Genomic DNA, 19,740 nt, shown 5'->3' with positions numbered 1-19,740 from the left:
GTGTTTTATCTTTCAGCAATCAAACACAAGATTGCTTTTTGTTGTTTAGGCTTAAGCTCTCTAAAACTTTTCAAAAGGATATGCTCTTCTTGGTTTGAGGTCATTTCTTCATAAGGAAGCAAGATATGTTCTTTTGTTGAAATATCGGCATAAAAAAAGAAAATCGAGATATCCAATATATCAGCAATTTCTTGTAAGCGCCCTGCCCCCACACGGTTCAATCCTTTTTCATATTTTTGGACTTGTTGGAAGGTTATCCCTAAACGGTGCCCTAATTCTTTTTGAGAAATTTTCAACATTTTTCTTCTAAAGCGAATTTTTCGCCCTATTGAAATATCGTTAGAATGTGGATTTTTAGTTTGCACTGAAAGCCCCCTCGGATTGCGAGCGCCCTCGCATTGGTATTCCGGGAGTCTGAAAGTACTGAGTTCGAATCAGCTTTTTTTGCTTTTAGTGTGTAGACACACCTGGACATGGCAAAATCTCCCGGAATATCGCGATATTTATAAAGCAGACCAATGTCTCTGCTTGAATTTTCAAGGCTTTAAGATCCCCCCATGAAACCGCACTGGACAACCAGAACCACGCTCTTATTCATAAGACAATTTCAAGAGAGCAGCAATCAAATTTAAAGCCGTGTTTTATCTTTCAGCAATCAAACACAAGATTGCTTTTTGTTGTTTAGGTTTGAGTTCTCTAAAACTTTTCAAAAGAATATGCTCTTCTTTGCTTGAAATCATTTCTTCATAAGAGCACAAGACATGTTCTTTTGTGGCAATATCAGCTGTTAAAAGATCCGCATAAAAAAAGCTCATCGGAACTTCTAGTTTTTTAGCGATTTCTAGCAAACATCCTGCGCTTACACGATTGGCGCCTTTTTCGTATTTTTGGATTTGCTGAAAACTAACACCTAGATATTTCCCTAATTCCTTTTGAGAAAGCCTCATTGAAATTCGTCTATGGCGAATTTTTTGCCCTATTGAAATATCATTAAAATGTGGATTTTTGGTTTGCATTTCGTGCCCCCGCCAAGTGCGAGCGCCCTCGCATAAGTATTCCGGGAGTCTGAAAGTACTGAGTTTGGATCAGCTTTTTTTGCTTTTAGTGTGCAAGCACACCTGGACATAGCAAAAACTCCCGGAATTCCGGGATACCCACAAAAGTAGGTTAAATTCACGTACCAAACCTTAGGGCTTTCAGACCCTACTGATCGCTGCGTAGACGACCAAAGTTACTCTTTAAGGTATAAAGTAATTTCAAAAGATTTACAATAAAATTTAAAGCCGTGTTTTATCTCATGAGAAATCACGCCCATCAAAGAGGAAATTTTAAAAATCATACCTCCCTCAGGCAATCTCTCAACCTCTTCAATACTCTCTCAGCCCCCTTCAATGTCAGCATAGCTTTGACAAGATTTACGCGGTTAACCGTTGAATTTTTGCCCCACATCGCGCTAGTTTTTCGTCTCAACGCTCAAATCCACGATCAAGATGATAAATACGATTGACGATTGTCTCTCCCTTTGCTGCCAATGCCGCAATCACCAGAGAAACAAAAAGCGCGCAAATCCGTGCGCTTAACGGGTGCCCCTTGCAACTTCTCTTTTCCATAGACAGTGGCCATTTGTCCATCGCGTTTTATCTCTGCCGCTCAAACGATTGAGTTCTTGAACATGCATAAAACGATTTTCAAAAATCGTCTCTGTAATATGCGTAGTTTCCTTCAACCCCGTGTCATAAACGCATACCGCTCTAACCAACCTCTCTCAGGCAACAGCCTCCAAGAAGCCTCCCCCAAATAATCTTTCCCAAAACAGCCTCTCTCAGCCCCCTTCAATGTCAGCATAGCTTTGACAAGATTTACGCGGTTAACCGTTGAATTTTTGCCCCACATCGCGCTAGTTTTTCTTCTAACCGCTCAAATCCACGATCAAGATGATAGACACGATTGACAATTGTTTCTCCCTTTGCTGCCAATGCCGCAATCACCAGAGAAACAGAAGCGCGCAAATCCGTCGCCATGACGGGGGCTCCTTGCAAATTCTCTGTTCCATAGACAGTGGCCGTCTGTCCATCGAGTTTTATCTCTGCCCCTAAACGGTTGAGTTCTTGAACATGCATAAAACGATTTTCAAAAATTGTCTCCCTAATATGGGCAATTCCTTCAGCTCGTGTCATAAGCGCCATAAATTGTGCTTGGAGATCGGTTGGAAAAGCAGGATAAGGACCTGTTGTAATATCAACCGGCATAATTTTTGTGTTCTGTGGATTTCGCTTAACGTGAATTCCATGAGGTTCTATTTGAATCTCAAGCCCTGTTTTTTGAAGAACCTTAAGCACTGTTGTGAGATGATTAGAATTGGCATTTTTAAGAAAGACATCCCCGCCCGCCATAGCCACCGCCATGGCATATGTTCCCGCTTCGATTCGATCCGCAATAACACGTATTTTTGTTCCTTTAAGCTTTTTCACCCCTTCAATGGTCAGCGTTGATGTTCCTTCACCGGTTATTTGAGCACCCATAGCATTCAAGGTTCGAATAAGATTTGTGACTTCTGGTTCACAAGCCGCATTCTCAAGAACGGTTGTTCCCTTTGCCATTGACGCTGCCATCAACAGCACATGGGTTCCCCCAACCGTAACTTTCGGAAAACGGTAGTGAGCCCCTTTTAATCCCTTTGGCGCTTTTGCATGAACATATCCATTTTCAATCGCCATATGGGCACCTAAAGTTTTCAGTCCTTCGAGGATAAAATCAACAGGTCTTGTTCCAATAGCGCATCCTCCAGGAAGCGAAACATAAGCCTCTAAGCACCGTGCAAGCAGAGGTCCAATAACCCAAAAGCTTGCGCGCATTTTTTTCACCAATTCGTATGGCGCCCGTGTTGTGGCTATTTTTTGTGCGGTAAAATGAATGGTTCTTGAATTGACACACTCATCATGACACTCTTGTCCATCAACGGCATAACCAACACCATGATTATTCAGAATGCGAATAAGCAATTCAACATCAGCAAGATGAGGAATATTTTCTAACGTGAGGGTTTCTTCTGTCAACAGCGCCGCAATCATCAAAGGCAAAGCCGCATTTTTTGCCCCTGAAATAGGAATTGTACCTTTAAGTTTTTTCCCACCAACAATTTGAATAGAATCCATAGTGTTTCCCTCTTTTCCTTTGCGCCACCCCTTCCAAAAGTTTTTCCCTCTTTGGAAAGTTATGCCTTATTGATCGTTTTTTTAAAACGCCTTCTAACAATGAGAACAAATTATTGAGAAGTTTGGTTGCAAAGAAACTCTCAAAAAACTTTTTTTTGTATTTTAGAGCTCTGTTTGCGCTTTTTTTCGACTTTGCTCTTTTCGACGTTTCAGATTTTGCCGCAACTGTTGTGCCAATCTTTCTTGGCGTCGTTTTGCTTTTTCGTCTTTCTGATTCATTCCATCATTCTTTTGTTTTTGATGCATTTGTGTCATTGCGCAACCTTTTGAGCAGTGTCAAGCTTCTATTCAAGCAACTCATGACCTTAAATATTAGGAGTATAAGAAATATTTATGTCATGGCATAAGATACGTTTTCTTGCAAGAATATACAAATGTTCTCTTGCCTATTTTCTGACAATATGGCACAAGACAGCGCAAAGATTGAAAACGGCTGCGGTAGCTCAGTGGTAGAGCACTCCCTTGGTAAGGGAGAGGTCGAGAGTTCAATCCTCTCTCGCAGCACCATTTTATTCTTCTTTTGCCTCTCTCTTCTTTCCTATAAGCATTGATTTTTTCTTCCCCCACCCCTCCATCGGCTTTAGCGAATCTTCTACCCTTTAAAGCATGCACTTCAATGGCTTCAAGATCAATGATGCCGCTTCATCTCCACAACGCTTTGTATTCTATCAATGCGAATGGTGTTTAAAATTGGCACAACACGCCGCAAAAAATACCTCTCCCCTTCCATTGCCTTCCCCTTCTTTCTTTCATGTAAAATGCTCTCTCTTTCCTTTGTGCCAAGCCTCACTGTTGCCACACCCTTTGCCCCCTGTACAGACACCTTGTATCAATATTTTTTTTGAATGTTTTCCTCTACAAGCCGCCTCTCACTTAGAATATACAGACAAATGATTTTACTTCATTCAATATAAGAGAATTTGAATAAGGCGGTTTGCAATAAGAATATCTCACGCTCTTTCAAATTTTCATTCAATTGAAATAATCAATGATGATAAACGCATTTTTTACCCCCTCTTTGATCCCCACACTCCCACGCAAATCATCACTTGGAACCAGCAAAACATTCTGAGCACGCCCTAAAATAATAGGTACCTGAGCCATCATATAAAAATTAGAATAAGCTTCATCGATTTTATTGCCATTTATAACAGAGCCATTTCCATCACCTCCTTTCAACTTAATTTCCCCTTTGCTTCCTACCCTTTGCAAGGAGAACACCCCCCCCCAATAAATCTTCAATAAGTTGCCAAACAATCCCATGCGCTAAACACCCCATGAACCAGAAAATTGATAGACACCTTTTCAAAGAAGATCCCTCATTGCCCATTTGATGCTCAACCTTCTCCACGAGAGCTCTCATCCACCCCTTTTTCAAGACGCATCCTTTTTTATACGAAATTTTTACGAATACTGTGAGTGATACGGATAGCATTCTTCTTCTTTTATAAGAACCCGAAGAGTGAAAAATTCTTTCCCTTTCTGTTCCATTGAAATCCATCACCCCCATGTTACTTACAGTTCACAAGCAAAAAGCTCTGTATGGCATGAAACTGTACAAGAAAAGCATGCTTTTTATGAGAAGCTCCCCAATAAACGAGATGATGAATCATCTCAAGAGCCATATCGCAATAAAATCCCACCCATGTCGCAATAAAGCCCATATTGCAATATTGGGGACGCGCCCCAAATGGTGCCGACTTACTTTTTCATAAAGTAAAGAGAGGGAGCGCACTATTTATAATCTCTGGGAGGTATAATCTACGAAGCTTCTAATTGACAGAGCTTTATCATTATACCCCTCACGATATTATTCACAGACGCCAGTATGAAATTTACGAAGCCGGCATGAAATGGGTGTGAAATGCACTTAAAGGAAGATATTTCTTTAAAACAAGCGCGTGAATACGCAACAAGAAGTCTATCTCATTGGGAATCTTTTAGATATTCCCTATCCCCACCCTAGGACAACCATGTTGGTTACAGAGACTACCTTATATTTTGTGTATATTTTCTGCTGTCCTATCTCCTCCAAAGAACTAAAACCCCGCACATGCGGGGTTTTAGTCTCTGTACCACACCCTTGTTGAGATACAGTATGATCGCTATCACCATTTTCATTAAATACGTTTTTACACATATTTTCAACATAAAAATAACACATATTGATTTATTCAACAGAAATCACTTATATAAAGCACGTTAGAGACAAAAGATAATAAACACTCTATGTTTAAACACTTTATTTTCTATAGTCATAAGCGCTGTTTTGTTCTCGCATCATACAGCGCGTGGATGTACAAAAGATGAATTTTTTGTTGGAAATCCTTCTCCGATTAATTGTATTTCCAATGACTATAATCAAGCACAAAGAAAAGTGTGATAGGACTGTACTACCCCCTCATTTGGAGACACCATCTCACATTTTTGCCATAAAAATAACATATAGAGATCTACTTAAAAAGGCTTGATTCTAAAAACGATTTAGAAACAACAAAGTATAGATATTTCATGTTTAAACGCTTTATTTTTTTCGCTATCATAATAAGCACTCTTTTATTTTCTCATCACGCCACGAGAGAACAACAAGGAAAGATTACGTAAAAACATATAATCACTTACAAAATGACTATAGCATGTCAAAAGAGGAGGAGTTGTCAGACTCTGGTGCTGCTATAAGGAGTTATACGCCATATTTCGAAGGACAAGTATGAAAAATAATTTTTATAAAGTTCAGATACTAGAGTTGACCATGGTATTGCTCATAGTGATCACGGTAATGTCTATTCCAATCAGCTTATTATGGCGTTTCAAATTTAAAACATCGGCATGTTTGCTTACAATTACGATCTTTTTCATTAGCGCAGTGCTCATCCTCACAGAACTCTGAACAATTACATCATTTTTTGAAAAATCTAAAGAATATTAACCATGACTTGTCATGAATTCAAAAAAACAAGAGAGGCGTGAATCTGTTTGCTCGCCTCTGCCCCCTTTTATAAGGGAGAAAACCCGTTTTCTTACAGCGCCGTTATTTTCAATATCATATGAGATCTTCCCCCCATTTCCCAACATGCTTTCACATTCATGTCCAAGCTTTTTGTGTTCCCTGCACCCCGCTCTCTGCTTGCCCCTTCCTCCAACACTCTACTCTTTTCCCCTACACGGAACTTTTTTTAAAGCTTGCCCCTCATCAACGCTGCACAAGATCCCCTTCTTCCCCGCCTCATTCTTGTTTTGCCCGTCAACAGACGCTTTGTCTTCATTCCAAGCACCCTTTCTTTCCCCTCCATCAAAGCACGCTCTGTTCTAATCCTAAAGCCTGTCTCAAAATGTCTAATATGCTGGACCATCTTCTCCAACGCCTCATTAAAACGACTAATTTCATCTTCAAGCTTGCTGATATAGGCTTCATCACGATAAGCCCGTTTAATCAAAGGGGGCATATCCGGCCAATAGAGCATTAAATCCACCCATTCGCGCTGAGAAATCCATAAACCTCCTTGACATTGCGCTTTATGTTCTGCTGGAAAACTCTTGTGCATGAAATGAGGGATTAAAATTTCAGGTTTTTTTGTTTTAATTTCCAACAAGCCATTTTTTCCTACAAAAGCATCAGGAGAAAATCCTTTCTTGCGATCATCTGCTAAAACAAAACCAATACATTCGGGATCTGTCTGTGTCAGTTTTCCATAAAGCTGTCGTGCGCTTGGTTCTAATTCTGTTCCGCGTCGCTGAGAAAGCGTTGTCCCTTCTTCAACGGTTTTTCCAGTAATTCTTTCTCCTGCCAATTTCATCATCACCACGTGATATCGTGACGTTTTTTGCCCCTGTTTTTTTTGTGCCATAACCATCCCAAATAAAGAAGCCGTAATCAAACCATTCCGCGCTTTCTGCCATTCCTCTGTTCCCTGAATACAATCAATAATAATTGGCATCGTCTTTTCCCCCTTTATCTGATACTTTATTTGACAAAATATCCTCTTGTGAACCCTTACACTTTATCTATCCCCCATACGCACACCGCTCAATAGTGCCCGCTAAGAAAATACAAAGACGCCTTCTCGTCCCTTAAAAGCGCCGGCCAAAGCCTTCCTACCCCCTCCCTCAACCATACTTCTTTTCCCTCATTGCCTCCTCCCTTTCCTTCCAACACCCGCCAACTTTTTCACCCCAACACAACCGCTTCCACCCCTTCCTGCTTTCTCTTGGAATTAGCCCCCCGATTGGCTAAAACTCTTGGCTAAAAAACGCCCCAAGCAACTTCCCCCACAGAGAGAAAAACATAACGCATCACGCCTTTCCCCATAAAAAACATTGTGAAAAAACACTTGTCCAGCAACTTTTCCTATCATGGGAAGAGCCTCTCATTACACCCAAACACGCAACATAAAAGCACATGCAACATAAAAGCGGATAGAACGGCCCCCCACAAAACCGTTGCCCACGATGCCTTCAATACCTCTCTCACGATCCCAACATCTTTCCTCAAGGTTGTCTTCCTTATCCCCTGTCTTTAAGCCTGCCCCCAAACGGCTCACTATTTTTCCAAGCAATACGTGTCACGCTAAGCTTCTTGCCCCCTCCAACATCCACTTGCCTCTTGAACTTCGCTTTTTATAGAAATTTTTCCCCATTGAACGCGACACAAGATCTGCCTCTTCCCCGCCTCATTTTTGTTTTGCCCGCCAGCAGACACTCTTTGCATGTCCAGCTCAACCGCCCTGCCCTTCTTGACATCTTTTTCATTTCCTTATCCCCCAAAATTAACCATCCACCCACCAACCTTCCCCCCCTGACACARCCGCTTCCACCCCTTCCTGCTTTCTCTTRGGGCTTGCCCCCCGATTRGCTAAAACTCTTGGCTAAAAAAYGCCCCAARCAACTTCCCCCACAGAGAGAAAAACATAACGCATCACGCCTTTCCCCCATAAAAAACATTGTGAAAAAAACACTTGTCCAGCAACTTTTCCATCATGGGGGGGCGCCTTTTTTCAATTCTGCCATTCGCACAACAGAAAAATCATAACGACAATATTCTTCCGCCAATTTTTTTGCCATAAACAGCGCCAGTTCTTGCGATATGAAAAGTACAGCATTGTGTTTTTGTGGTTCGAGTCTGATGAGATTTTCAGTTTTTCCAGCATAATAAAGTGGAAACCCTTGATAAAAAGTCTTGAGATAACTTGGCATGATTACCACCAATAATCGGACAAGACATCACAGGGGCGTAAACGATGCTGTTTTTCATAAGAGCCATAAAGATTATCTTCATAATCGCGTGCCACTCTTTCATCTAAACACGCATGATAGGCTTCACTGTTCAAAATGAAGGGCTGCAATTGTTTATTTTCTTCATGTATTTCGTAATTTTCTGCATAAAAATCAGCGATTTGTTCCGTAACATCTTCCGCATGATTGGTTGTAAGATCAAGGCGTAAAACTCTATAAACGGTTTCAGATTCTTCAATCAGTTCGATGACTTCTTCGATTTCGTCGATTGGTCCTTCATAGGTATCAGGCTTTTCATCTTCGCAAAGAATGATAATGATTTCATCCTCTTTAACGAATGGAATATTTTTCATGATTTCCCCCTTTAGATAGTTGATAAAGCATAGCTTCATCTTGACAAGATCAAATATAGCGTTAGTCTTATATCCTCTATAGGAGAGATGTCAACCATTTTATCCTTCATAAAAGATATATTTTTAATCTTTGCGGGGTTCAAATGACATATATAAATAAAAATCTGTTGTTTCTTACTCCCCTCATGTTTTTTTATTGTTCTCTATTTGTTCTTACACAATTGCAATTATAAAAATACAGGAGAGGTAAAATGAGTGATATAATATTAATAGAACACTGGAGTCGTCTTGATTCAAAAGCACAGAAGGAACTTATTTTGAAGCTTCGCCAACAGGTCGCCGCAAAAGAGTCAAAATCGCCTCTCTCTCTTCGGGAGAGAGTTTTGAAATAAGCTCTATAAATTCTTTATCTTCAGGACTAGCACCCTTACCATAAAGAATATAATTCATACTGATATCAATTTCGTGACAAATTCGCGAGAGAGATTCGATTGTTGGTTCTTTTCCTTCAGAAAGAATAGAATGAAGATATCCCGCACCTTTACCGGCAGCGAGAGAGATAGATCTCTTTGAGCGTCCACTTTTTTCCAAAGCGGCCCTTAATCTTTTACGCCAACCATCGATATTCATAATTTCACCATATAGCGCGTCTTTTAAAAAAAACACGTCCTTTTTACAAAACGGGCTTGCAATATCCTCTAAAAAAGATAAAATTAAGGAAACAAATTTTATTTTTTAGGGGGAAATAAAACATCATTTTATCCTGCATAAAAACACTTTCACCACACCATAAGATGCAAAAGGCCACTTCCAAAAACGGATACATCGAGCCAAAAGCGGGTATATCGAGCCAAAAGCGGGTATATCGAGCCAAAAGCGGATATATCGAGAATGTGTTGTCCTATTTATTTTTTTCATCACCACACTCTCAGATTGTAAAGTTTCCATGTCCTTCAAGCCTCTCCACTCATTTATAAACATCATAAAGAAGCTGCTCGGTTGTCATGGAACAGCGCCAAACGCAACGAAAGATTAAATTTCTGTTTGCGTTTTTATTGTCAATGAAACTGTATAAGAAAGAAGAAAGTAGATTACCGTATGAAACACGCTGATCAACAAGAAACTCCTCATTATGAATCGTCTAGGCTTCCATATGTTTGTTGGTATCAAAATGACTTTCTAGGTGGTGTTCGTGGCATGCGCGCCCACGAGATTGGAATCTATACGATTCTTCTCAATGAAATGTATGCACGTGGTCGTCCTCTAGAAATATCGGAAGAACGTTTAGCGCGTCTTTGCGGTTGTGACAAGCGAACTTTTGTTAATGTTTTAGAAATGCTAATCCGCGAGGGTAAGATTTTAAATTTAGCCAATGGATTATGGAATCAGCGTTGCGAAAATGTTTTTCAAGAGCGTGAAAAATTGCTTGAACAAAAATCTTTTGCGGGGCGTTCTTCGGCAAAAAAGCGCAAGAAAATCAATGCTGAGCTTGAACAACTGCTTAACGAGCGGACAAAAGATGATGAACAAAACTTAGAAGCTCAAAAGGCAGAAGAAAAGAAAACACCTATCGGTGTTTTTGAAAAGAACCCGTTGTTTGATGCGTCAGAATCTTCCCTTTCCTGTCCAGAAAATTTTGAACAAAGCGATCAATTCCCTGCTTTGGCTTTTTCTTCACCGCTTTTTCCCCCCGCAACGGAAGCAACAGAGCGCAAAAATGCCTCTTCCACGGCTTCCCAAACAAAAGAGGCACCCCCGCCTCTCCCACGAAAAACCACAAAAAAACCTGCCAATCTGTCGCCCTCCAACTTCTCATCACCTCTCTCGTCTTGCGCCAACACGCCCCCCACCGCCTCAAGTATTCCCAAAGGACACCGCCTTCCTGAAGCTTGGCAAGCAGATATCAAGGCAGCAGTTTTAGAAGGCTTAAGTGAGAGCCAAGCCCATTGGCAAGCCAAAAAGTTTCGCGACTATTGGCAAGCCAAAAGCGGCAAAGAAGCCCTCAAAGCAGACTGGCAAGCCACATGGCGCAACTGGTTTCGTCGTGAAATTGAACGACTGGAACAACAAAAACAGGAAAGCTCCTCATCTCTCATCTCTAAGAGCAATGAAAACCTTTACCGCAGTCTGATCAACTATCGTGACACTTGTTGACATCACACGCAAAACCACCATCTCAAACAAACCAATGCGGGGGCATCAATGTTTCAAAACCACATCAGACAAAACAACCCTGAGTACATCAACGGGCAAAAAAACAACCTGTGGAGAGACCATTCACACAGCAAAACGCGTCAACGATTATCCCCTCTGCTCTCATCACAACAGTACGATACCCCACACGCCTCATCTTTTCCGCACAAAGGAACATAACACTCTCCAACCACCTTCTCTTTCACGAGCCCCCCTTATCCCTCCGCCTTTACACAAAAGCCCCCCTTCCAAAACCCGCAAACAACCATCAACACAACAGTTTTAGAAACTTTCAATGAAAACCAAGCCCGTTTTAGCAAACCAAAAGCGGTACAGGAGCCCTCAAAGCAGACGAGCAAGCGCCATAGCACTCCCGGATTTCACCATCAGACCGAATGGCGACAACAGCCACAATAAGCTCTTTGAGAAACACGAATAATATCCCGAAGACCCATGAGCACAATTTTTGAAATCAAACAAAAACTTATCGCACAAGCAGATAGAATAGCAGAAATGCTTCTTCCCCAAGGGCATAAACGCGGCAATCATTGGATTGTTGGCAACACACGCGGTGAAGCGGGTCAAAGTTTATCGATTTGCTTAAGCGGCAGTAAAGCAGGCCTTTGGTATGATTTTGCAGAAGGCATCGGAGGCGATATTTTAGACCTTTGGTGTGAAGTCAAAGGCATTAGCCTCTCTCAAGCCTTAGAAGAAGCACGCGCTGCTCTCAATCTGACACGCCCCAAACCCTTTATGGTTCCCCAATATTCCTATCGCCGTCCACCGGTTCCTAAAGGGGATACCCCACAAAATCTCGTAAAAAACTATCTCCATAAAGAACGCTGCATCCCTCTAGAGATTATAAAGCGTTATCGCATAGGAGAAGAAGGCGAAAAAATCATTTTCCCCTTTTATAAACCTGATGGCACCCTTGCTTTAGTCAAAGAACGGCGCGCTCAAGCGGGTGCAAAAACAAAACCTACAGCAGCCCAATGTGAACCGATTTTATTTGGTTGGCAAGCCTTTTACCCCGCGCCCGCAACAGACCACACCACCACACGCGCCCCTCAACCCGCGCCCGCAACAGATCACACCGCCACACGCGCCYSYCAACCCGCGCCTGCAACARACCACACCRCCACACGCGCCCTTCAACCCGCGCCTGCAACAGAYCACACCGCCACACGCGCCCTTCAACCCGCGCCTGCAACAGACCACACCGCCACACACACCCCTCAACCCGCGCCTGCAACAGACCACACCGCCACACACACCCCTCAACCCACGCCCGCAACAGACCACACCACCACACGCGCCTGCCAACCCGCGCCTGCAACAGACCACACCACCACACGCGCCTGCCAACCCACGCCCGCAACAGACCACACCACCACACGCGCCCCTCAACCCGCGCCTGCAACAGACCACACCGCCACACGCGCCTGCCAACCCGCGCCTGCAACAGACCACACCACCACACACGCCTGCCAACCCGCGCCTGCAACAGAYCACACCACCACACACGCCTGCCAACCCGCGCCTGCAACAAACCACACCACCACACGCGCCCCTCAACCCGCGCCYGCAACAGACCACACCACCACACGCRCCCCTCAACCCACGCCYGCAACAGACCACACCACCACAYRCRCCCCTCAACCCACGCCTGCAACAGATCACACCGCCACACGCGCCCCTCAACCCGCGCCTGCAACAGACCACACCACCACACGCGCCTGCCAACCCGCGCCCGCAACAGATCATGCATCATTTCCCACGCTTTCTTCAACAAACCGCACAATTGTCATCACGGAAGGAGAAATTGATGCGCTTTCGCTCGCCGCCTATGGATATCCGGCGGTCTCTGTACCCTTTGGCGGTGGAAGGGGAGGAAAGCACAATTGGATTGAAAATGAATTTGATCATTTAGAAGCTTTTGAAACCATTTTTTTAGCTACTGATATGGACCAGCCCGGAGAAGAAGCCGCCCATGAAATTGCCAGCAGGCTTGGACGCCACCGTTGCTACCGTGTCCGCTTACCCCGCAAAGATGCCAATGATTGTTTAACCGCAAGCATTGATGCTGCCACCATAAAAGCAGCTTTTTCTTCAGCAAAAAACTTTGCACCAGAAGGTTTACGGCGCGCCTCAGACTATAAAGATCAAGTGATTGGGCTTTTTTGGCCAGAGCCTGAAAAACATCTTGGCTATACAGTTCCCTATCCGAAACTGAAGGACAAATTGCATTTTCGCCCCGCAGAATTAACGCTTTGGAGCGGTGCCAGTGGAGCAGGCAAAAGCCAATTGTTGTCCGACTGTATTCCCCATTGGATTGCGCAAAACAGCCGTCTTTGCTTAGCATCTCTAGAAATGAAAGGAGAACAATCCCTCCGGCGTTTAACCAAACAAACAGGCGGCTTAGAAAAGCCCACAAAAGAAACCATTGAACGCATTTTGCATTTTTTAGACAATGGGCTTATTCTTTATGAACATGTTGGCAAATCAAGTGTTGACGCCTTACTTGATGTCTTTGACTATTGCCGTGCGCGCTATGGTTGTGATCAATTTATTATCGACAGTCTCATGCGGCTTGGCATTGCCTCCGATGATTATGCCGGACAAGAACAAGCGGTTTATAAAATGGTGGATTGGGCTGTTTTAAACAGTGTGCATATTCATCTTGTCGCCCATGCCCGCAAAGGGGGTCTCGATAAAGATATCCCCGGAACAGAAGATATCAAAGGTGCCTCAGAAATTGGCGCCAATGCTTTTAACATCATCACCATTTGGCGCAACCGATCCTTAGAAGACAAAATTTTCGCTGCCTCTCTAGCTCAAGAAAAAGCAGATTTAGTCAAACGCCCCGGCGTTATTATGAATATTGCCAAACAACGCTCTGGTGATTTTGAAGGCAAAGTAGGTCTTTGGTTTGATCCCCAAACCTATCGCTATCGCTGTTCTTTTGAACAACCACCCTTACGGCGTTATCTTTAACACCCCATCAACACCCTCTCTTTTAAAAAACGTCCCACCATCCCACGCACAGACGCCACCCCCTGATAAATAAAAGGGATAAGAAATCCAGTCATGAAGAGCAATACATCCTCATTCGAAAACCAAAGCCAACTCAAACCCAGATGCTCCGCTCCCCAACGCGCAAAATTAAAGACAATTCCCCAAATGCAACCAAACAGCAGAAAATTCAAAACACGCAACGCCCTCTGCAACAGAGTATCGCTCTGCTCCTGTAGAAAGAACCCCAAGAGCACCTTCAACAAGAGTACAAAAACCAACGCCTTCAAGAACATTCCCCTGACACTCCCCATATCGCTGAGCCCCACAGCAAAAAGCATAAGGAGAGCAGCCATCATGCAACAAAATAGGCTCGCCTTCACGAACCCTTGCCAAGAAACCGGCAGCCTCCCCACGCTCCAATGCAGCAAACCAAGGACAGCACCAAAAAGAAAAGAACACACCGCCCCCTTCAACAACAGCTCTCGGCTCAAAGCTAAACTCCCCGCACCCACAGAAACAAAACCAAGATAGACGCTCACCAAGCCATAAAAGACCACCCATCGCCCCCAAAACCGCCACCTTGTAACCCCACGGCGTGCAGCCACCTTATCAATCAGAACCAAGGCAACAGCAAAAAGGCAAGACACCACCAACAACAGCAAAAGCCACAAACCCTGCGACATTTAAGATCTCCCCACAAACAATAAAATGAAAGCAAACACCCACAATGCAACAAAAACCCCTTCTTTTTAAAGCCTCCTCCCAGCCATCACACCAACACATCTCATACCTTCATAAAGAAAAGCAGAAGTAAACCCTATAATGACGCCCCCCACCCAATCTTTCGAAAGCCAAAGCCAAGTCCACCCCCTATGCTCTGCTCCCGCAAAAGCAAAACCAAAGATAATGCCCAACAGGCAAATCCCCAACAAATAAATCAATGCAAAACTTTTTAAAAACAAAAAACATGCCCGATCACTGAGCTTTGGACCCTCCTCAACAAAATCCTCTTCATCCCTCAATCCAAGGCTCGTTTCAACAAGACAACAAACACCAGCCCCAATAAAAGCACTTACACCCAGCAAAAAGATGATATCAAAACGCTTTGCTCCAAAACTTAAGCAAACAGAAAGACAAGTGCCACAATGCAGCAAAACGCTCATCCCTTAAAAAACAGCAAACCATGTGAAATCAATAATCCCCCTCCTATAAAAACAAACCCGACAAAAATGCTGATAATGGGCACTTCAATCCTTTTCAAAGACTGAAATCCTAAATCCAAAACGCCTTGCCCCTCTATAAACAAGCCCAAGGATAAGACCAAAGATAACGCCCCAAAAGATATCAAACACCCATTTATTTGAGAACCAGAGCCAAGTCAAACCCCAGCGCCAAGTCAAACCAAAGTGCTCGGCTTGCTTATAAATAAAATCAGTAAGAGCAGCGAAAATGACGCTCAACAACAACATCTTGAAGAACAAAGCCTTCGTTACACCCCGCCGCTGCATGACTTCATAACCAACCATAAGGAAAATGCCAGGAGTGCCATAAAACGCCACAGCGCGTAAAAATACGCCCCACGTCATCCCGAAAGCCTTCATTTCTATATAAACAGCCACAAAGACTAATGCCCAAATGCAGCAAAATACCAATCCCTTCAAAGATAAAACCCTGCGCACCATCCCTTATCCTCCCGCATCAAGTTACTCAAAGAACACATCACTCAAGAAAAATATCCACACGACAACAAAACACCGTGTAACAAAACGTCCCTCTTTTCAAGATCCAAATCCATGGGCTTGCCCCCATACAGCGCAACAATCCAAGCCCAAGCCCCCATCAAGACTAAAAGACACACATACCCCCTCACTTCAACCACAGACAATGTTGTCCACTCTCAAGGGAGAATTTTCACACAGTACAACACTCCAAACAGCTTTCCTCCATCCCAACCCCACCTTGTAAAGGCAGCAGCAACGGCACAAAACCTCCGCACCATCCCTATCTTCCCACATCAAGTCACGCAAGAAAAATATCCATCGTGCAACAAGACACCTCTCTTTTCAAGAATGAAAACACACACAATAAATACCCCCGCGCCCTCTCCACCCAGCGCAGCATGGAGCTCCACACGACCACATACCCCCCATACAGTCCAATATACCCCAACACATACCTTTCAGCACCCCCTCTCTCTATTAAAGCCCCCTATTCATGATAGCCCCCCCTCTTCATTAAAACCCCCTCTCTTCATTAAACCCCCCCCTCTTCATTAAAACCAAAGCAACATTTTTTAAAACAAGAATCAAACGATAATTTATTCAAGGAGATGAAATGAACCATCAAGAGAGAAAAAATACACCCCTTCTTGCTCCTCAAGAAAAAGGTCCTCAAGAGAAAGAAAAACAGAGGGGTCATTTAAAGACGCAAGAAATCCCCCTTGAAACGAGTAATCCTTATTTTCAGCCCACACACCCAGAAAGTTCCAGTAATCCGCGCACCATCAAAGTCCTTGTCAATGCACAAAGCCGCCCCATTGCACTTTTATATGCAAAAGGACATCTAAATAAAGCACAATATAAAGCCGCAGAACGTTTTTATTTTTACTGGCGTCACAGTCAAGCAGATCTCCACATGAGCCTTGACACCACCCGTGAAAAAGTTTCCTGTAGTCAAGGTTATACGCATCCCATTGAACGGCAAATAGAAGCCTCCAATCATTTAAAAACAATCAAAGTGCAACTTGGTATTCTTGGCTATTCACTGCTTGAACGGGTTATCGGCCATGGCCAAGCGATCAAAGAATTAAGTTCTTCAAAACGCAAACAAAATTCCCTTGCCGATCATTTACGAGATTGTTTAGACTTATTAGCCTTTCATTGGGGATATGCAAACCATCAACATTCTGAATAATTCCCCTCCCCCTTCAAGGCAGCAGCTGACGTTGCCCCACTCTCTCAAGGAAAAATTCCCCACGCCACCGCAACCCACCAAAGGGTATCCCCCTTTCAYCCCCGCCATACCTCAGACACACGAGTTTCACAAAACCCTTAGCAATCAAGATGAACGTCCTTTCAAAAACAAAGCCTTGCCCCCTCACCGCTCTATAGCCCCTCACCACTCTATAACCATGAGATGCCTTATTTGTTCGTTTTTGCTTAAAAAAATCGATATGGTTGTATGCCTCATAAAATCTTTAAAAACTTAAGTGACCTTAAATTTTTAGAATCAACATTCAATGGAAACAACGATTTATGACGTTTTAAGGTATAAAGAGCCCGCATAAAGTGAAAAGTCTTCTTTTTCGCAAAAAGTATTCTTTATAGGACTCTATTTTCAAGGCCCTGCTCGTTATAGAGAAGTTGTTTTTTAATATGAATTGTCGTATTGAATATGTTTTTTAATTCATTCTTTTTTGATCTTTTTTATGACCCAATGTTGAAAATTCTTTTATTATTGTCTTCTATTTGTAGCAGAGGGCTTTTTTATAACTGCACGATCCTCTTAACTTGTAACCTCTTTTCATGAGATTACCCTATAAAATAGGTCTTTCTTTTATCCAATTGGCTGAACATTTCCTTTCAAAGGACGAAGGTTTTTTTACAACACAACAGAATCACTAATATTTTTTCTGTATCACTGGAATATCAATAAGGTCTTGTATCATAGCAATGGATTGATTGATGATCGTCTTTTGTCATTCATCTTAAGAATCCTAGCATAAAAGAGCCAATTCTCTTAAGCTTCTCTTCTTTCACCGCTGTTTTATCAAACCACCGCCCCCTTATAAACTAGAGAACTTATGTGAAATAAAACACTTCAAAGAAGAATCATAAAGAATCACAATGCCTCTTAATCAACACTCTCAAACGCGAAGGACCGTCCTCACAGACCATTTCCCCCACAGCCCATCATCCCATTAAGCACTAGCAAAATGGAGAGGCACAATAAGTTTATATTATTGGAGACTTAATCCCCTTCATCCACATTTCTAGGAAATGAGTATAACCTAATATTAAGAGGGCCCCATGAGAGCTCTTCCCCCTTGAGAGAAAAAAATGAGAAAAAAAGCGTAAGTCTCAAAATGTGAGAAAAGAATCATCGCCATTCTTTAAAGACGGTATTCATAAAACCCCAGTATTCATAAAACCATTGAAATCATTGAAATATTGAACCACTGCCATTGGTGCAAGCAAAAGCCAAACTGGAAAAAAACGCCTCATGAATCTTGGGTGCCCCTCATGAATCTTAGACAATCTAAGAAAAATCAAAAAAAAAACAAAAAAAAAGCACAAAAATATCTTAATTCTCATAGAGATCTCAATATTCATTACAATGATATAATCAGTGAGTCTCACCCTATAACCCTCTCAAATAGGAGACGAAATAACTATCTATATAAATATAAAAACCTATAGAGATGAAATAAAAACAAATCTCTAGGGCTTTCTCTATTTTTATGAGATATGCCTTCCCTTATGGATGCACTCAAGCCCTCAAAGAGTGCATCCATCCTCCATAGGATGCGTCTACCCCTATAGATGCATCCTATCTTATGAGAGGATGCACTCCAGCCCTCAAAAAGAGTGCATCCTTCCCCTCAAGGGATACATGCCTAACCCTCATGGCACGTATCCAATCTCTAGAGGATGCACTCCAGCCCTTCAAAGGAGTGCATCCTTCCCCTCAAGGGATACATGCCTAACCCTCATGGCATATATCCAATCTCTAGAGGATGCACTCCAGCCCTCAAAAAGAGTGCATCCTTCCCCTCAAGGGATACATGCCTAACCCTCATGGCATATATCCAATCTCTAGAGGATGCACTCCAACCCTTCAAAGGAGTGCATCCTTCCCCTCAAGGGATACATGCCTAACCCTCATGGCACGTATCCAATCTCTAGAGGATGCACTCCAGCCCTCAAAAAGAGTGCATCCTTCCCCTCAAGGGATACATGCCTAACCCTCATGGCATATATCCAATCTCTAGAGGATGCACTCCAACCCTTCAAAGGAGTGCATCCTTCCCCTCAAGGGATACATGCCTAACCCTCATGGCACGTATCCAATCTCTAGAGGATGCACTCCAGCCCTTCAAAGGAGTGCATCCTTCCCCTCAAGGGATACATGCCTAACCCTCATGGCACGTATCCAATCTCTAGAGGATGCACTCCAACCCTTCAAAGGAGTGCATCCTTCCCCTCAAGGGATACATGCCTAACCCTCATGGCATATATCCAATCTCTAGAGGATGCACTCCAACCCTTCAAAGGAGTGCATCCTTCCCCTCAAGGGATACATGCCTAACCCTCATGGCACGTATCCAATCTCTAGAGGATGCACTCCAACCCTTCAAAGGAGTGCATCCTTCCCCTCAAGGGATACATGCCTAACCCTCATGGCACGTATCCAATCTCTAGAGGATGCACTCCAGCCCTCAAAAAGAGTGCATCCTTCCCCTCAAGGGATACATGCCTAACCCTCATGGCATATATCCAATCTCTAGAGGATGCACTCCAGCCCTTCAAAGGAGTGCATCCTTCCCCTCAAGGGATACATGCCTAACCCTCATGGCACGTATCCAATCTCTAGAGGATGCACTCCAGCCCTCAAAAAGAGTGCATCCTTCCCCTCAAGGGATACATGCCTAACCCTCATGGCATATATCCAATCTCTAGAGGATGCACTCCAGCCCTTCAAAGGAGTGCATCCTTCCCTTTTCGGGCTTGACT

The 19,740-nt window shown here is 43.2% G+C and carries 19 protein-coding genes, 1 tRNA gene and 1 pseudogene; 5 read left to right on the top strand and 16 right to left on the bottom strand.

The features are described from left to right. Window positions 1-5 precede the first annotated feature (5 nt). The 5 genes and pseudogenes from CER18_RS08445 to CER18_RS10105 form a co-directional block, all read right to left on the bottom strand. Window positions 6-365, bottom strand: a complete 360-nt coding sequence (locus CER18_RS08445) for a helix-turn-helix domain-containing protein (RefSeq protein ID WP_100129569.1) — start codon at window positions 363-365, stop codon at window positions 6-8. A gap of 276 nt (window positions 366-641) precedes the next feature. Then, window positions 642-1,016 carry a helix-turn-helix domain-containing protein gene (locus tag CER18_RS08440; RefSeq protein WP_100129568.1) on the bottom strand — a complete coding sequence of 125 codons (375 nt, stop codon included), beginning with the start codon at window positions 1,014-1,016 and terminating at the stop codon, window positions 642-644. 450 nt (window positions 1,017-1,466) lie between these two features. Further along, window positions 1,467-1,714: pseudogene (locus tag CER18_RS08430) on the bottom strand (UDP-N-acetylglucosamine 1-carboxyvinyltransferase); the annotation flags it as partial. Window positions 1,715-1,859: 145 nt separating this feature from the next. Then, entirely contained in the window at window positions 1,860-3,155 is a 1,296-nt protein-coding gene (murA, locus tag CER18_RS08425; protein WP_100129567.1) for a UDP-N-acetylglucosamine 1-carboxyvinyltransferase, read from the bottom strand. Window positions 3,156-3,317: 162 nt separating this feature from the next. Continuing rightward, window positions 3,318-3,470 (bottom strand): hypothetical protein, encoded by a 153-nt coding sequence (locus tag CER18_RS10105; RefSeq protein ID WP_180299416.1) that lies wholly within the window; start codon window positions 3,468-3,470, stop codon window positions 3,318-3,320. A gap of 177 nt (window positions 3,471-3,647) precedes the next feature. On the opposite strand from CER18_RS10105, the gene CER18_RS08420 reads away from it, so the two are divergent. Beyond that, window positions 3,648-3,722, top strand: a tRNA-Thr gene (locus CER18_RS08420). A 465-nt stretch (window positions 3,723-4,187) separates the two neighbouring features. Here CER18_RS08420 and CER18_RS08410 read toward each other — a convergent pair. The 8 genes from CER18_RS08410 to CER18_RS08375 form a co-directional block, all read right to left on the bottom strand. Then, entirely contained in the window at window positions 4,188-4,394 is a 207-nt protein-coding gene (locus tag CER18_RS08410) for a hypothetical protein (protein WP_100129565.1), read from the bottom strand. Window positions 4,395-5,948: 1,554 nt separating this feature from the next. Beyond that, window positions 5,949-6,074, bottom strand: a complete 126-nt coding sequence (locus CER18_RS10745; protein WP_280951584.1) for a hypothetical protein — start codon at window positions 6,072-6,074, stop codon at window positions 5,949-5,951. Between the two features lie 317 nt (window positions 6,075-6,391). Further along, entirely contained in the window at window positions 6,392-7,153 is a 762-nt protein-coding gene (locus CER18_RS08395) for a lambda exonuclease family protein (RefSeq protein WP_100129562.1), read from the bottom strand. 276 nt (window positions 7,154-7,429) lie between these two features. Next, window positions 7,430-7,570, bottom strand: a complete 141-nt coding sequence (locus CER18_RS10100; RefSeq protein WP_180299415.1) for a hypothetical protein — start codon at window positions 7,568-7,570, stop codon at window positions 7,430-7,432. Window positions 7,571-7,585: 15 nt separating this feature from the next. Further along, window positions 7,586-7,756 carry a hypothetical protein gene (locus tag CER18_RS10095; protein WP_180299414.1) on the bottom strand — a complete coding sequence of 57 codons (171 nt, stop codon included), beginning with the start codon at window positions 7,754-7,756 and terminating at the stop codon, window positions 7,586-7,588. Window positions 7,757-8,189: 433 nt separating this feature from the next. Next, window positions 8,190-8,408, bottom strand: coding sequence for a hypothetical protein (locus CER18_RS08385; RefSeq protein WP_100129560.1), 219 nt, complete (start codon window positions 8,406-8,408; stop codon window positions 8,190-8,192). A 2-nt stretch (window positions 8,409-8,410) separates the two neighbouring features. After that, complete coding sequence (locus CER18_RS08380) at window positions 8,411-8,800, bottom strand: hypothetical protein (protein WP_100129559.1); 390 nt, start codon at window positions 8,798-8,800, stop codon at window positions 8,411-8,413. Between the two features lie 312 nt (window positions 8,801-9,112). Continuing rightward, entirely contained in the window at window positions 9,113-9,430 is a 318-nt protein-coding gene (locus CER18_RS08375; protein ID WP_100129570.1) for an XRE family transcriptional regulator, read from the bottom strand. A 468-nt stretch (window positions 9,431-9,898) separates the two neighbouring features. Here CER18_RS08375 and CER18_RS08365 point away from each other — a divergent pair, with 468 nt between their 5' ends. The 3 genes from CER18_RS08365 to CER18_RS08355 all read left to right on the top strand — a co-directional run bounded on the left by CER18_RS08365 (window position 9,899) and on the right by CER18_RS08355 (window position 13,987). Then, the gene (locus tag CER18_RS08365) at window positions 9,899-10,954 is read left to right on the top strand and encodes a YdaU family protein (RefSeq protein ID WP_100129557.1); all 1,056 of its coding nucleotides are present in this window, start codon (window positions 9,899-9,901) and stop codon (window positions 10,952-10,954) included. After that, window positions 10,941-11,279 carry a hypothetical protein gene (locus CER18_RS10300; RefSeq protein ID WP_100129556.1) on the top strand — a complete coding sequence of 113 codons (339 nt, stop codon included), beginning with the start codon at window positions 10,941-10,943 and terminating at the stop codon, window positions 11,277-11,279. Before CER18_RS08365 ends, CER18_RS10300 begins: the two co-directional genes overlap by 14 nt. A 167-nt stretch (window positions 11,280-11,446) precedes the next feature. Further along, complete coding sequence (locus CER18_RS08355; RefSeq protein WP_100129555.1) at window positions 11,447-13,987, top strand: bifunctional DNA primase/helicase; 2,541 nt, start codon at window positions 11,447-11,449, stop codon at window positions 13,985-13,987. Here CER18_RS08355 and CER18_RS08350 read toward each other — a convergent pair. The 3 genes from CER18_RS08350 to CER18_RS08340 all read right to left on the bottom strand — a co-directional run bounded on the left by CER18_RS08350 (window position 13,984) and on the right by CER18_RS08340 (window position 15,594). Beyond that, window positions 13,984-14,691, bottom strand: a complete 708-nt coding sequence (locus CER18_RS08350; RefSeq protein ID WP_100129554.1) for a hypothetical protein — start codon at window positions 14,689-14,691, stop codon at window positions 13,984-13,986. The genes CER18_RS08355 and CER18_RS08350 overlap by 4 nt on opposite strands. Before the next feature lie 66 nt (window positions 14,692-14,757). After that, window positions 14,758-15,162: a hypothetical protein gene (locus CER18_RS08345; RefSeq protein WP_143242721.1), complete on the bottom strand. Its 405-nt coding sequence runs from the start codon at window positions 15,160-15,162 to the stop codon at window positions 14,758-14,760. Window positions 15,163-15,255: 93 nt separating this feature from the next. After that, window positions 15,256-15,594, bottom strand: a complete 339-nt coding sequence (locus CER18_RS08340) for a hypothetical protein (protein WP_245410077.1) — start codon at window positions 15,592-15,594, stop codon at window positions 15,256-15,258. A 748-nt stretch (window positions 15,595-16,342) separates the two neighbouring features. On the opposite strand from CER18_RS08340, the gene CER18_RS08335 reads away from it, so the two are divergent. Next, complete coding sequence (locus tag CER18_RS08335; RefSeq protein ID WP_100129551.1) at window positions 16,343-16,921, top strand: hypothetical protein; 579 nt, start codon at window positions 16,343-16,345, stop codon at window positions 16,919-16,921. The last annotated feature ends 2,819 nt before the right edge of the window (window positions 16,922-19,740 follow it).

The organism is Bartonella tribocorum (assembly GCF_002777915.1).
GTDB lineage: Bacteria > Pseudomonadota > Alphaproteobacteria > Rhizobiales > Rhizobiaceae > Bartonella > Bartonella tribocorum_A.
The sequence above is the reverse complement of the archived record's forward strand: the minus strand, read 5'-3'. Positions and strand labels throughout refer to the sequence as shown.